The organism is Vibrio olivae, assembly GCF_042428525.1.
Lineage (GTDB): Bacteria > Pseudomonadota > Gammaproteobacteria > Enterobacterales > Vibrionaceae > Vibrio > Vibrio olivae.
The window spans coordinates 520,792-534,020 of the sequence record NZ_JBHMEP010000001.1 but is presented as its reverse complement, the minus strand read 5'-3'; the positions used below and the strand labels follow the sequence as shown (position 1 = coordinate 534,020).

The 13,229-nt window shown below is 47.2% G+C and carries 15 protein-coding genes; 9 read left to right on the top strand and 6 right to left on the bottom strand.

The genetic code is table 11. From position 1 onward, the window contains the following. The first annotated feature begins 75 nt into the window (after positions 1-75). Entirely contained in the window at positions 76-1,731 is a 1,656-nt protein-coding gene (locus ACFFUV_RS02515; protein ID WP_390189441.1) for an ATP-binding protein, read from the top strand. Beyond that, positions 1,718-2,395, top strand: a complete 678-nt coding sequence (locus tag ACFFUV_RS02510) for a response regulator (RefSeq protein ID WP_390189440.1) — start codon at positions 1,718-1,720, stop codon at positions 2,393-2,395. Before ACFFUV_RS02515 ends, ACFFUV_RS02510 begins: the two co-directional genes overlap by 14 nt. Before the next feature lie 47 nt (positions 2,396-2,442). Here ACFFUV_RS02510 and ACFFUV_RS02505 read toward each other — a convergent pair whose 3' ends face one another. Beyond that, a complete protein-coding gene (locus ACFFUV_RS02505) occupies positions 2,443-2,715 on the bottom strand; it encodes a hypothetical protein (RefSeq protein WP_390189439.1) in 273 nt (90 codons plus the stop codon). 383 nt (positions 2,716-3,098) lie between these two features. Here ACFFUV_RS02505 and hemB point away from each other — a divergent pair, with 383 nt between their 5' ends. Next, positions 3,099-4,082, top strand: a complete 984-nt coding sequence (gene hemB / locus ACFFUV_RS02500; RefSeq protein ID WP_390189438.1) for a porphobilinogen synthase — start codon at positions 3,099-3,101, stop codon at positions 4,080-4,082. A 57-nt stretch (positions 4,083-4,139) separates the two neighbouring features. Here hemB and ACFFUV_RS02495 read toward each other — a convergent pair whose 3' ends face one another. Continuing rightward, positions 4,140-4,523: a DUF2750 domain-containing protein gene (locus ACFFUV_RS02495; RefSeq protein ID WP_390189437.1), complete on the bottom strand. Its 384-nt coding sequence runs from the start codon at positions 4,521-4,523 to the stop codon at positions 4,140-4,142. A 187-nt stretch (positions 4,524-4,710) separates the two neighbouring features. Between ACFFUV_RS02495 and ACFFUV_RS02490 the strand changes: the two genes are divergently transcribed. Further along, a complete protein-coding gene (locus tag ACFFUV_RS02490) occupies positions 4,711-4,899 on the top strand; it encodes a DUF2986 domain-containing protein (protein ID WP_390189435.1) in 189 nt (62 codons plus the stop codon). A gap of 2 nt (positions 4,900-4,901) precedes the next feature. Here the strand turns inward: ACFFUV_RS02490 and ACFFUV_RS02485 are convergent, their stop codons facing one another. Next, positions 4,902-5,867: a LysR family transcriptional regulator gene (locus ACFFUV_RS02485; RefSeq protein WP_390189433.1), complete on the bottom strand. Its 966-nt coding sequence runs from the start codon at positions 5,865-5,867 to the stop codon at positions 4,902-4,904. 202 nt (positions 5,868-6,069) lie between these two features. Between ACFFUV_RS02485 and ACFFUV_RS02480 the strand changes: the two genes are divergently transcribed. Further along, the gene (locus ACFFUV_RS02480; protein WP_390189431.1) at positions 6,070-6,726 is read left to right on the top strand and encodes a nitroreductase family protein; all 657 of its coding nucleotides are present in this window, start codon (positions 6,070-6,072) and stop codon (positions 6,724-6,726) included. A 237-nt stretch (positions 6,727-6,963) separates the two neighbouring features. Beyond that, entirely contained in the window at positions 6,964-7,185 is a 222-nt protein-coding gene (locus ACFFUV_RS02475) for a CCE_0567 family metalloprotein (RefSeq protein ID WP_390189429.1), read from the top strand. A 25-nt stretch (positions 7,186-7,210) separates the two neighbouring features. Here ACFFUV_RS02475 and ACFFUV_RS02470 read toward each other — a convergent pair whose 3' ends face one another. From ACFFUV_RS02470 to ACFFUV_RS02460, 3 genes are read right to left on the bottom strand one after another with little or no spacing between them, the layout of a single operon-like run. Continuing rightward, entirely contained in the window at positions 7,211-8,338 is a 1,128-nt protein-coding gene (locus tag ACFFUV_RS02470; RefSeq protein WP_390189427.1) for an ABC transporter permease, read from the bottom strand. Further along, the gene (locus tag ACFFUV_RS02465; protein ID WP_390189425.1) at positions 8,335-9,261 is read right to left on the bottom strand and encodes an ABC transporter ATP-binding protein; all 927 of its coding nucleotides are present in this window, start codon (positions 9,259-9,261) and stop codon (positions 8,335-8,337) included. The genes ACFFUV_RS02470 and ACFFUV_RS02465 overlap by 4 nt, the downstream gene beginning before the upstream one ends. 4 nt (positions 9,262-9,265) lie before the next feature. After that, complete coding sequence (locus tag ACFFUV_RS02460; protein WP_390189423.1) at positions 9,266-10,234, bottom strand: HlyD family secretion protein; 969 nt, start codon at positions 10,232-10,234, stop codon at positions 9,266-9,268. Positions 10,235-10,453: 219 nt separating this feature from the next. On the opposite strand from ACFFUV_RS02460, the gene cowN reads away from it, so the two are divergent. From cowN to ACFFUV_RS02445, 3 genes are all read left to right on the top strand, one after another. Continuing rightward, on the top strand, positions 10,454-10,732 hold the full coding sequence (gene cowN / locus ACFFUV_RS02455; protein WP_390189422.1) for a N(2)-fixation sustaining protein CowN: 279 nt from the start codon (positions 10,454-10,456) through the stop codon (positions 10,730-10,732). 279 nt (positions 10,733-11,011) lie between these two features. After that, a complete protein-coding gene (locus ACFFUV_RS02450; RefSeq protein ID WP_390189420.1) occupies positions 11,012-12,265 on the top strand; it encodes an NAD(P)-dependent alcohol dehydrogenase in 1,254 nt (417 codons plus the stop codon). Between the two features lie 101 nt (positions 12,266-12,366). After that, positions 12,367-13,215: an oxidoreductase gene (locus ACFFUV_RS02445; protein WP_390189418.1), complete on the top strand. Its 849-nt coding sequence runs from the start codon at positions 12,367-12,369 to the stop codon at positions 13,213-13,215. Positions 13,216-13,229 lie beyond the last annotated feature (14 nt).

Here is a 13,229-nt window from a genome sequence, read left to right as displayed (position 1 = left end):
CCACTAGATCGAGATCAGTTCTCTTCCTCCTTTAGTTTCATACATTCATCGTTCACACTTTGCTACGAAGATCACATGCCGAAACGAGCCTTTTATCACCATTTCTGTCGCAACATGACATTTCGCCAGCGCGTTTGGGCGCTGTTGTTTGTCGTGGTGAGTATTCAATTGCTATTGATTGCTGCTTACTTTCACTACATTTTATCCAACACATTGACTCATCAAGTCAGCACAAGAGCGGTCATTCAGGCACGGGAAATCGCCAGTGATCCGCAATTAATCACCGCGATTACTGAACATAATGACGCCAAAGTGGAAAAACAAATCGCTCGCCTGCAGAAAATTTCTGACGCTGACTTCATTGTTGTGGGTGATGACCAAGGCATTCGTCTTGCGCATCCAGACCCACAAAAAGTCGGCTATCCGATGCAAGGGGGAGATAACGCCCGAGCATTAGAATTGGGAGAGCATTACTATTCGATTCGAAAAGGAAGCCTTGGATTAGCCATTCGAGGTAAATCCCCAGTGGTTTCACCGCAAGGCGAAATTATTGGCGTCGTCTCCATCGGTTATCTGTTGGATACCGTCAGCACTTGGTTACTCCTTTACTCTTATCCGTTCTTCTTTGCGCTGTTGATCATATTAGGCTGCTCGACACTCGGCGCTTGGGCGTTTTCACGTCATATAAAAAGCCAAATGTATGGTATGGAACCGGAAGAAATCGCTCTCTCACTGCGGGTGCAAAACTCGGTGTTAGAAGCGGTGTATGAAGGCATTGTTGCTATCGACAAACAAGGACGCTTTCTCTCGGCTAACCAGGAAGCCTTACGGATTCTCGGTATTGCCCGCCATTTAGATTACCTGCGTGGGCGAATGGTGAGTGAATTTATCACACCGTGTGAGTTTTTCTATGGTGTAAAACTCAATGGCGACCAAGACCTTCAAGAGCGTCAACACGAAGTAATTACTTGCAACGGGGAAACGTTAGTCGCCACCCGAGTACGGATTTGGGAAAACAACCATGATATTGGATGGGTCGTGAGCTTTCGCCCACGAAATGACAAAAGTACGCTCAATTATCAGCTCAACAACATTCGACAACAAACCGATAATTTACGTGTACTTAGCCATGAATATGCCAATAAGCTTTCCACCATCAGCGGGCTAATTCAAATTGGTGCTTACGACCAAGCACTGAAAGCCATTCGTCAAGAAACTGAAACGCATCAACAGTTGATTGATTTTATTGCTCGTACCTTCAACTCTAAGGTCATCGCCGGTTTGCTACTGGGTAAATACACTCGCGCTCATGAGTTGGGGCTGACACTTGAATTCGATCCATTTTGTCAGTTACACCACGCACCAGCACGGATTACCGAAGACGAACTGGCGGCCATCGTTGGTAATCTGCTCGACAACGCCTACGAAGCTACGCTCAAAAATCCGGACAGCAATAAACGGGTAACGATATTGCTCTCCGATTATGGTGAGAGTGAGTTGATTGTCGAAGTGGCAGACAACGGAACCGGTATTCCTCAAAAAATCGCAGAATCCCTATTTGAAAAAGGGATCACAAGCAAAGATCAGCCAGGCCATGGCATTGGCCTCTACCTTGTTCATCACTTTGTAACCCGCGCAGGCGGAAACATTGTTGTGGATAGCGCAGAGCCAGCCGGAACCATTTTTTCTTTATTTATTCCAAACGTGAGTACAAAAGATGGAAACCTATGACGTACTAATCGTCGAAGACGAAAACAATATCGCCGAGTTTCATTCATATTATTTGCAGCAAACTCAGCGATTTCGCCCTATTGGCATCGCTAAAAGCGTGGCGGAAGCCAAAAAAATGATTCAACTGCTTAAACCGAAATTGGTGTTGTTGGATAACTATCTGCCGGATGGCAAAGGCATCGACTTATTAAAGGAAATTACGTCGTCAAAAAGCGCGCCCGATGTCATATTTATCACTGTTGCCAATGATATGGAAACCGTGCGCGAAGGGGTGAGATGTGGCGTCTTTGACTATTTGTTAAAACCGATTTCTTATGATCGCCTCGCAGATTCACTTGATCGCTATCTCAAATACACCAGTTCACTAAAAGCCAACGACAGCATCAATCAGCGACATGTTGATGAACTCTTTAACTTTCAATCCAAGACTGCGCACCTTCAGCAATTACCCAAAGGCATTGATGAGCTGACGCTGGATAAAGTCACCGAAGCATTTGATGACAGTGAAGAGATTTATACCGCAGACACTTTAGGTAAGGAGGTCGGCATCAGTAAAACGACGGCCCGTCGTTATCTTGAGTTTCTAACCGCCAAAGGCTTTGTTCACGCCGTCATTCATCATGGCCGAGTGGGCCGGCCGGAACGCGTCTACAAGAAAAAATAGCAGCGATAGGGTAACGCGCTGTGATTACGCAACACGTTACCCATACATTATAATGTGAGATTAGCGGGTATCACTTCAGTGCCCTCGGCAATCTCAAGAGAGCTGTCTAAGTTTTCACTGTGCGCCTTGCATAATGGAATCACGTACAGCTGCTGCTCATCATTGGGCGTTTTCACTAACACACCATGAGCATGCTCTGCAACGCAGTTAACTTCACTGCAATATTTGTTGTGCTGCGCACTAAAGTGTTGCCAGTATGAAAGCCATTCTTGTTTAGCTTTATCGTTGATGAGTCCATCAGAAACGTTACTTACAATCATATGCAGACCATTTGGTTATTGAGAACGCATTGATTAAACCGAAAATATCACGATGAAATTTCGTCTTAGCTCAAATAAAAACGTGAGCTTAATGCCCTCTTCGGTTTTTAAGTTTTTAATTGCTTGAAGCACTCTATTGAGCCCTTTCCTATCTTAAGCAACCATCAAATTACTTGATTTTCATCACACATAAGCTCATTCTGTAACACGTCTTCGACAAGCCTGACGCTAGCTTGCTATGGTCAGCGCCCCACATCGCTCTCTTGTTTTGCCTTTCAATCTGGTTACTCACACAAGCTGTAAGATGTGTCGTCTCAGGTTTGATGACATCTGTGTTTCACCCGATTCGCATAAACTGCGAGTCTTAATCAGAGCAAACATTCATGACTCCAACTACGCCCCTAAAACGTCTTCGCCGCCTACGACGCAGCGAAACAATGCGCGACATGTTACGTGAAAACGACTTTAAACTTGCCGACTTGATTCATCCGATCTTTATTGAAGAAGGCATTTCCCAGCAGCAGCCTATTTCAACCTTACCCGGTATCTGCCGTTACCCAGAACAAGAACTGGCAGAAGAAATTCAAGCTTTGTACAACCTTGGCATTCGCGCTGTCATGCCCTTTGGCATCTCCCATCACAAAGACGAAACAGGCAGCGACACTTGGCAAGAAAACGGCTTATTGGCACGCATGACACGCACTATCAAACAAGCGTGTCCTGAGATGATGGTGGTGCCGGATATTTGTTTTTGCGAATACACCACTCATGGCCATTGTGGTATTTACGATGGCGAGCACGTTCACAATGATCAAACCTTAGAAGGTTTAGTGAAGCAAAGCGTCACGGCAGCCAAGGCGGGAGCAGATATGCTTGCACCTTCTGCAATGATGGACGGCCAAGTCCGTGCTATTCGTGAAGGGTTGGACGCGGCAGGCTACGAGCACGTGGCGATTTTGGCGCACTCAGTGAAATATGCTTCCTCGTTCTATGGTCCGTTTCGTGTGGCGGTAGACAGTGAATTGAGTGGCGATCGTAAAGCCTATCAGATGGATTACGCTAATGGCCGCCAAGCGATGCAAGAGGCGTTATTGGATGAACAAGAAGGCGCGGATATTTTGATGGTGAAGCCAGGTACGCCTTACCTTGACGTACTTGCCAATTTACGCCGTGAAACGCACCTTCCTTTAGCGGCATACCAAGTCGGTGGTGAATACGCTGGCATCAAATTCGCGGCATTGGCCGGTGCATTAGACGAACAGAAAGTCGTGTTTGAAACCCTGACTGGCTTTAAGCGTGCTGGCGCAGAAGTCATTGTCACTTACTATGCCAAACAAGTGGCTCAATGGTTGGCAGATAGCGAGTAACCCATGAAAAAGCCCCGAACATTCGGGGCTTTCTTTCGCTTGGCTAAGGATTAAGGATTAGCGCTGCTTGTTTTCGCGCTTTACCAGTTCAAATTCAAATTCTTCTGGGTAAAGCACAATCCCTTCCCCATTTTCGTCGGGGTAGACGATAATCGACAGTTCGTCCTCTTCTAAGCCCGCCGTCCAGCGACTTTTCCACTTTGCGGTCGAGATTGGCTCAGCGGTAAATCCTTCCCAGTCTCCTGTTGCCCACAGCAGCGCATGCTGCTCTGAAGGCCAAACTGGCACACAATCTTCATCTTCTGCACTCAGCAGTACGCTTCCGTGCTCATCAATCAACAACCAAATTTGTCTTGATGAGGCCGCCGAACTGAAAAACTGGTTAAAACGTTCACTTGGGTCTTTTGCTACCGAGATTGGCGCATCATTTGAAGAAGTCATTCATTACCTTCGCTTTGGTGAATTCTGTGGTGAGTATAACCCGAGACAAAATAAAACGCGGTAACAAAATGCCATCGAATGATGTTGGCGCTGCGTTTTTGTCCACTCGTCCCGTTCACGCAAATATTTGTCACCACCGATAAAAACGGCTATTCTCGCCGCTCTTCACGTCCCAAGAGCATCACTGATGAACCGTAAAAAAAGAATTAATCAGATTTTAAAGTCAAAACAAAAAAAGCAGAATGCCAAATTGCATACCAGCAATAAACCTCGTTATATCTCAAAAGCGGAGCGAGAAAAGATGGCGCTTGAGGAAGCACAGAAACAAGCGTCAGAGGACACCAGCGAAACCTCCCCAAACTCTAATGTCGAATAAGCTTACTCTGCTCTCGCTTCACTGCGGGTCGTCATGGGCAAACATTGGCTACTCAACACACCTTTTTCAACCAAGTCGGTTAAAATCGCCTGCGTTTTCTGACGAAAGGTATCACGCAACAAACGTACTGTCGGCGTGATCGATTGACGACTTGGGCAAACCAACCAAAGCTCCGTCGCCCGATGTGGATAGTTTGGCATCAATGCCACCACATTGCCTGAGAGTAAATCTGTCGACATATCGAGAATAGATTTGCTGGCAATGCCTTTGCCAGCAACGCACCAGCGTCGAACTAAATCGGCATCGTTGGAGACACGATTGCTGCTCATTTTCACTTTAAACTCTTGCTCAGCGTTATAAAAATCCCAAACATCATGCACACCATCGTACAACTGATACAAGAGGCCATTGTGTGACCCGAGTTGAGACGGATGCTCAGGGGCACCGCAGCGCTCAACATATTCTGGTGAAGCGCAGACGACTCGCGGCACATCGCATACCTTGAAACCATACAAATTGCCGTCATTGGGTGAACCATAGCGCAGTGCGATATCAATTGAATCACGATAAAAGTCCACGTTCCGGTCACTAATATGAGCGCGTAAACTCAAATTGGGATAACGCTCCATGATTTCATCTAGCCACCATGCCACATGGTTTCGCCCAAGGTCAGAAGAGAGAGCAATTCGTAAATCCCCTTCAATCGTATCCTGCTTATGACTTACGCTAAGTTTCGCCTGTTCAAGCAGCAATAGTGCTTGTTCACATTGAGGAAGATAGCGCTCACCTGCACTAGATAGGCGCAAATGGCGGGTGGTACGCACAAACAACTCGACGCCTAATGCACTTTCAACACGTTTAACCGCAGCACTCGCGGTGGCACTGCGCATCTCGAGATGATTCGCAGCAGCCGTAATATTGCCAAATTCCGCGACTTTCAATACCACCTGTAAATCTTCAATCAACATATTATCTAACTTTATTTGACAATTAAGCGTACACAGTCGCGTTAACCCCGTAAAAACGTGGCCTTGAGTATTTCATGCACAATGATTATCAAATAATATTTGATAATCATTCAAACCAACAGCACTTTTTCAGATCACGTAATTCTTTTAATATTCTTCATATTATGACTATTTAGCCCTTCAAATATGGAGACTTTTCACTATGACTCATCCTATTATTGCTGATTTGGAATCACGCTATACCGCCAAAAAATACGATTCTTCTAAGCGTATTCCTCAGCAAGATCTTGATGTGATCTATGAAGCGCTGCGTCTTTCTGCTTCTTCCATTAACTCACAACCTTGGAAGTTTATCGTGCTAGAAAGCGATGAGGCGAAACAACGCATGCATGAAACCTTTGCGCATAAATTTCAATTTAATCAAAAGCATGCGCTAGAGGCATCACACATTGTGCTGTTTGCTCATAATCCGGCTTATCAACGCGAAGATTATGCCAAAGTCATTGATAAAAACATCGAAGACGGTCGGTTAAAGCCCGAAGAACGAGAGCAAGCGTTTGGGGGGTTTGGCTTTGCTGAACTCAACACCGACGAGCAAGGGAACACCAGCAAGTGGACCAAAGCGCAAACTTACCTTGCTCTGGGTAATACACTGCATACGCTGGCACGTCTTGGTATCGACTCCACCACCATGGAAGGGATTGATTCAGATATGGTGAGTAAGATTTTTGAAAAAGAACTGAATGGCTATGTGTGCGATGTCGCGCTAGCAATGGGGTATCATCATTCAGATGAAGACTACAATGCGAAGCTACCGAAATCACGCCTTGCTCGTGAGCAAGTGCTCACCGTGCTATAACCAAAGTGTTTTAAAAAGCCTATTCCCTCGCTTCAAAAGCCGCCATTGGGCGGCTTTTATGCCACTTAACTTGTCGCGTTAATGACAAGCTGACGAACAATTTGTCGCCTTTAGACGGTGACGCCCTTTCATACCTTCTCTAATTCAAACAGTTACCGCGGTATAAAATTTGATGACGGCTTAGTGGCTTAACATAAATAAACCACACACCACCAAGTCACCAAACCAAAGGAAACCATGATGGAAGAGATGGATATTGAAACCTTAAAAAAGCAAGTAAAACGCGCAAAACGTATTGCCTCAGAACACGCTGGTGAGCTCCATGATTTAGTGGAGGACCGGCTGCCAAAAGCCTACGAAGAGATTCCACAAATGGCGCAAGCCTGCTATGACGCCTGCCAACAATGGGCGCAGCTGAGCGCTCAACTTGAACAAAGGCAAGCACTAGAAGCGTCATAACGCTCAGCGCAATACACCAGAGTAGTTAGTCGAGTGATTTTTTAAATCGCAGCGCGGCAATAATAATTCCAACCAGAGTAAACGCCAGTAACCACAGGCTATCAGGCCAAAGTTCAACGACATTGGCGCTACGCAGCACAATGCCACGTATCAGCCGCATGAAGTGTGTCGCTGGCAATACTTCTGCTATCCACTGGGCGGCTCGTGGCATGCCTTCATACGGAAACATAAATCCAGAAAGTAAAATTGAAGGCAGTAAGATAAACACCGTCATCTGCATGGCTTGGAGTTGGCTTTGTGCCAAGGTTGAGATAATTAACCCTAAGCTGAGGCTGGCAGAGATAAACAGTAAAGATCCAATAAATACCTGAAACAGCGAGCCATTAATCGGGACCGAAAACACAAAATGTCCCAGCCCCAAGACCAGTACCACTTGAATCAAACCAACAAAAATATAGGGAATAATTTTTCCCACCATCAATTCAAGGGGATGAATCGGGGTGGTAATCAAAAGCTCCAAATTGCCACGCTCGCGCTCACGGACAATCGCAATACTGGTAAACAGAACCATCGTCATGGTGAGAATCACCCCTAGCAGACCGGGAACAATATTCACCGCCGAACGTCGACTGGGGTTATAAAACAAGGCAATATCAAAGATAGGTTGTGTGCCATGAGCACTCAAAAGCGAACTCTCCCGGCTGGCATTGGCAAGCTTATCAAACGGCGTAAATGGCATGCGCTGTAGCTTCATGATTGTCGAGCCAATCACACTATCCGAACCGTCCACCAGCCACTGAGCCAAAACCCTTCCCTGCTCTAACCGCTGATTGAGATCGTGAGGAATCACCATCGCAGCCCGAATTTCGCCCGTTTGGATTGCTTGTTTTGCTTGTTGTGGGGTGGCATAAATCGCCTCGAAACTGACGACTTGAGATGCGCGCACAGCTTGCGTCAGCCAGCGACTATTTTGGGTTTGACTCTGGTCCACTAACCCCACCGGAATATCGCGTACATCGGTGTTGATTGCGTAACCAAATAACAGCAGCTGAACCAAGGGGATCATCACGATCATTGCAAACGTCAAACGGTCGCGTGACAATTGACGAACTTCTTTAAACACAATCGCGCCAATGCGAGAGAGCGTGCTCATGGCCGATGCTCTCCGGTCACACTCACAAACACATCTTCCAGTGTCGGCCTCACCACTTCAAGCTCTGCATGTTGAAGCTCCGGACACTGCTGACGTAACCATATCACAGGCTCCGCCACGGATTGATAGATCAGAACTCTCAGCCTCACCCCTAATTGCGCCGCAGACCGCACTTGCTTATAGGCAACCAGCTTCGCTTTCAATTGGCGCAGCCGCAGTGCTTTAATTTCCACAATGTTGACACCCATGTTCGCCATCAGGTTTTGCGGTGTGTCATCAGCGCGCAGTTGCCCCGCTTCCATTATGGCTAGCCGATGACAACGCTCAGCTTCATCCATGTAGTGCGTGGTGACCAGTATCGTCGTACCGTGTTCACAAAGATCAAACAGTTTTTCCCAAAAGTCACGGCGATTTTCTGGGTCAACGGCGGAGGTTGGCTCATCCAAAAACAATAACTCAGGCTGATGAATCGTTGCCGCTGCGAGCGATAAACGCTGTTTCTGCCCACCACTGAGCCCTCGAACCAAGCGCTTGCTTAGCGAAGTGAGTGAGTACGTCTCTAGCTGCCGTCGGCAACGCTGATTAAGTTGCTTTCCTTTCAGCCCGTAGATAGTCCCGATAAACGCCAAGTTTTCTGCCACGGTTAAATCATCGTACAGTGAAAACTTTTGCGTCATATAGCCAATACGCAGACGCAATTTATCCGCTTGTTGCGGCATGGATAACCCAAGCACGTCAACGCGCCCGGAACTTGGCGTTAACAACCCGGTTAAGGTGCGTATCGTGGTCGATTTACCACAGCCATTTGGGCCAAGAAAGCCATAGATCGTGCCTTTTTCAACCGCTAAGTTGATGTTATCAATCGCGGTAAAATCACCAAATGTCTTGGTCAAACCTTGAGCAGAAATAGCGATAGTTGCCATGACATTACTCCAGATCCACTTGCACCGGAATCCCAGCAGGAAGCCTTGCTGGCGCATCAGGTAAGTCAATTTCAGTAAGATACACCAATCTTGAACGGTCTTGCTCACTCATACTGCTGTAAGGGGTAAACGCCGGCTCCACAGATATCCAGCGCACAATACCTTTTAGCACAGTATCAAGTCCGTCTACGTGAACATTCACTTCACCCCCCACCTCTAACGTCGCGATATAAGGTTCGGCAACATAAACCCTGGCATAAGGCACACTATTGGCTTGCAAAATGGCCACCACCGCATGGGTGGCAACTCTTTCGCCAACATGATAAGGCAGAGAGTCCAAGATGCCATCTCGCGTTGCAATCACAGTTAGCTCGGAGAGCTTTTGCTGCTGAAGCTTGAGTTCTTCAGATGCGGCTTGTAATTTTGCTTTAGCAACATCAATGTCTTCTTGGCGATAACCTTGGGTGAGCTTTTTCCAATTTTGCTGCGCGGCGTTATATGTTGCCTGAGCGGCGTCTCGCTGCGCGAGTGCGTTATCCAAGTCGGCAGGTGAGGCCAGTTTACGACTGACCAGCTCTTTCAACCGCTGATATTGCTTACTGGCATCCGTCAGCAGCGCTTGGGCGTTGGTTAAGTTGGCTTTGGCTTGCTCGATGTCTTCTGGGCGCTCGCCGTTGAGTAACTTACTGAGCGCGGCTTGCGCCTCATCTCGCTGCGCCGACACCTTTGCCACCACCGCTTGTTGATTCGCTTGGTTTAACTGCACCAGTATTTGCCCTTGCTTTATTTCACTGCCTTCGGCGATAGGCAGAGCCGCGATCAGCTCGTTCGCCGTCGCAGTTAGCGTAATGCGCTCACGCTCAACAACCCCCAGCGCTTGTTCAGAGCCGCCTTGGTCACAGCCGGAGATAAACGAGCTGAGCAATAAGCTCGCAACACCGATGCATAGATAACGTCGAGATTTTACATTCATCGCCGTTCACTCACGTTGGAAGGGAAATACCACCGCAGCACAGAGTTCCCACTGAGCCACTTTGTTGTTTTTCATTGTTAACATTACGACAATCCCGTCAATTTGTCTGAAATTGAGGTCGATAACGCGACAATCGCCACGGAAAACCGCGGTGCTCGATTGGTACAGATATTGCTCGCCTCTTTGACTTATTTCTTTTAACAATGAAGGAGTTGCTTTATGTCAGAGCCTGACCGCTACATCTCGTTTTGCAACATTGACTGCGATAACAACGCCAACTTACTGGTGTCTATGCTTGAACATCATTTGACGGCGAACCACGGGCACGCCCAGTGGCACAGCTACTTTGAAAACAAACGCCAAGAGCAAGCCAATATGCAACGCGACAATCTCAATTTTGTTGGCAATCAACTCAATATGCTCTACGAATATTTTCGTGAATGTGAGGATCAAAACGCCTTGGATCTGCTGTATCAAATTGAGCAAGAGTGCTGCTAATTGTGTAAATCCACCCTCGTAAAGTCAGCCAAAACTTTGCACAATCAGTCAAATGAAAATAAATAGAAAAATAATATTAGTGCATTGATATGAAAGTAAAATAATAACAATCAGCCTCAAACGCTCGTTTATAGATCAACCACAAAAACGCATTAAAACTGTAGGATAAGGCAAATATTAGAGAGTTTTGGACTAGAGAAAATCCGCCAATTATAGACAAAATGAATGCGATGAGGTGAGTGCAAAGGACTGACCTCACAACCCACCGTTTGGTTAAGTATGTCGTATGTTCACACACTACAAGGGGATATTCTGATGTGTAATAAATGCCGTTCTTCTCACTCCCAAGCACCTCATTCTGACGCTGACGTTGATACTAAACGTCGTCACCTATTGCTCGGTGGCAGCGCTATCAGTGCTGCGGCTGCCCTAACGCCCTCTTTCATCAGTTTTTCGAGCATGGCTCAAACCAATGCTGCGCCAAATATGGCAGCACGTGATAGCCAAGCGTGGGCGGCGTCAGGCCCTAACTCTGCTTTCAAATCAATCATGATTCCGCGCCGCGCCGTGGGCCCGAAAGATGTGTCACTCGAGATACTCTATGCCGGCATCTGTCATTCTGATATTCATACCGTGCACGGTGACTGGGGCGCACCGCAATACCCATGCGTACCTGGCCATGAAATTGTCGGCCGTGTGGTCGCGGTCGGTTCACAAGTCACTCGCTTTAAAGTGGGGGACATTGGCGGCGTCGGTTGCATGGTTAACTCTTGCGGCGAATGTGCTAACTGCCTTGCAGACCGCGAACAAAACTGCCTCAATGGCACCACCTTCACTTACGGTTCAGAAGACAAAATTTCCGGTGGCTACACCTTTGGTGGCTATTCAAAGCAGGTGGTAGTTCGTGAGCATTTTGTCGTCAATGTGCCGACATCCATGGACATCTCACGTGTTGCCCCCATCATGTGTGCTGGTATCACCACGTTCTCACCCATGCAGCATTGGTCACTTGAGAAAAACCAACATATTGGCGTCGTGGGGATTGGCGGTTTAGGTCATATGGCCGTTAAGCTAGCCATTGCTCGCGGCGCAAAAGTGACCGCACTGACCACCTCGCGTAACAAATTTGAAGCCATTCGCGCCATGGGCGCTGAGCCCGTGCTTTGGACAGATAATAACGCGCTTCGCGGCTTAACGGCGTCAATGGATATGATGATCTCAACCATTCCCTATCCCTTTAGCATGCAACCTCTGCTCAATCTGATGAAACTCGATGCCACTTTTGTCAATGTCGGCCAACTCGGCACCATCGATGGTTTGAATGGAATGATGATGGGCTTTAATCGTCATAGTATTGCCGGGTCTATGATTGGTGGCATGAAAGAAACGCAAGAAGTCGTCAACTACTGTGCACAGCACAACGTTCTTCCTGATGTCGAAATCATTAAACCCAGTGAAATTGACGAAGCCTGGCGCCGCGTTCAGGATAAAGATATTCAATTCCGCTTTGTCATCGACATGCAACAAGCGTAACCCGACAGAGTACGACGCAAACATTGTGTTGCGTCGTGCACTCAGAGACTTACTACGCAAAGGTAAGTCACTCTTCGAAAGTAAAAAATCAAGGAAATATCATGACAGACAAAACTCCAGTTTGGTTTATCACGGGCAGCTCAACAGGCTTTGGTCGCGAACTTGCCCAGCAAATTCTTGCACTGGGTTGGAATGCCATCGTCACCGCTCGTAATGCAGACAGCCTTACCGATCTTGTCTCGGCATATCCAAACAACGCATTAGCGCTGGCATTAGATGTCAATGAATCAAGCCAAATTACCGAGGGCGTTAACGCAGCGCTTGAAAAATTTGGTCATATCGATGTGCTGGTCAACAATGCCGGTTATGGGTACTTTTCTGCGATTGAGGAAGGCGAAGATGCGGAAATTCGTAGGCAGTTTGAAACCAACGTATTTGGCTTGACGGCGCTCATTCGTGAAGTACTGCCATCGATGCGTGAACGCAGAAGTGGTCACATCATTAACTTCTCATCGATTGGCGGATTAGTCGCCTACCCTGCACTTGGGTATTACAACGCCAGTAAATTTGCGGTTGAGGCCATTTCCGAAGCACTGTCTAAAGAAGTAGCGCCACTTGGTATTCACGTTTCTATCATTGAACCCAGTGGCTTTAGAACCGATTGGGCAGGACGTTCAGTGATCGAATCACAAACCGAAATTGACGATTATGCCGAAACGGCTGGTAAACTAAGACGTGGAATTCAAGCGGGTTCAGGCCATCAAGCAGGAGACCCCGTGCGTGCCGCGAAAGCGATTATTCAGATCGCTCAGTCGCAAGAGCCACCACTGAGATTGCTGCTGGGTAAAGCGGCGTATAACAATGCGTTAGCAAATCTTGATGAAAAACGTCAAAACTTTGAGCAGTGGCGTGATGTCAGTATCGGCGCTGATTTCCCAGAAGGGGAATAACGCGCTCTCAGGCC

Coding starts and splice junctions, on each gene's coding strand:
- ACFFUV_RS02460 (WP_390189423.1), bottom strand. CDS start 10,234: ATGAATGTAAAATCTCGACGTTATCTATGCATCGGTGTTGCGAGCTTA.
- ACFFUV_RS02505 (WP_390189439.1), bottom strand. CDS start 2,715: ATGATTGTAAGTAACGTTTCTGATGGACTCATCAACGATAAAGCTAAA.
- ACFFUV_RS02495 (WP_390189437.1), bottom strand. CDS start 4,523: ATGACTTCTTCAAATGATGCGCCAATCTCGGTAGCAAAAGACCCAAGT.
- ACFFUV_RS02445 (WP_390189418.1), top strand. CDS start 12,367: ATGACAGACAAAACTCCAGTTTGGTTTATCACGGGCAGCTCAACAGGC.
- ACFFUV_RS02470 (WP_390189427.1), bottom strand. CDS start 8,338: ATGAGCACGCTCTCTCGCATTGGCGCGATTGTGTTTAAAGAAGTTCGT.
- ACFFUV_RS02465 (WP_390189425.1), bottom strand. CDS start 9,261: ATGGCAACTATCGCTATTTCTGCTCAAGGTTTGACCAAGACATTTGGT.
- ACFFUV_RS02490 (WP_390189435.1), top strand. CDS start 4,711: ATGAACCGTAAAAAAAGAATTAATCAGATTTTAAAGTCAAAACAAAAA.
- hemB (WP_390189438.1), top strand. CDS start 3,099: ATGACTCCAACTACGCCCCTAAAACGTCTTCGCCGCCTACGACGCAGC.
- ACFFUV_RS02485 (WP_390189433.1), bottom strand. CDS start 5,867: ATGTTGATTGAAGATTTACAGGTGGTATTGAAAGTCGCGGAATTTGGC.
- ACFFUV_RS02480 (WP_390189431.1), top strand. CDS start 6,070: ATGACTCATCCTATTATTGCTGATTTGGAATCACGCTATACCGCCAAA.
- cowN (WP_390189422.1), top strand. CDS start 10,454: ATGTCAGAGCCTGACCGCTACATCTCGTTTTGCAACATTGACTGCGAT.
- ACFFUV_RS02510 (WP_390189440.1), top strand. CDS start 1,718: ATGGAAACCTATGACGTACTAATCGTCGAAGACGAAAACAATATCGCC.
- ACFFUV_RS02515 (WP_390189441.1), top strand. CDS start 76: ATGCCGAAACGAGCCTTTTATCACCATTTCTGTCGCAACATGACATTT.
- ACFFUV_RS02475 (WP_390189429.1), top strand. CDS start 6,964: ATGATGGAAGAGATGGATATTGAAACCTTAAAAAAGCAAGTAAAACGC.
- ACFFUV_RS02450 (WP_390189420.1), top strand. CDS start 11,012: ATGTCGTATGTTCACACACTACAAGGGGATATTCTGATGTGTAATAAA.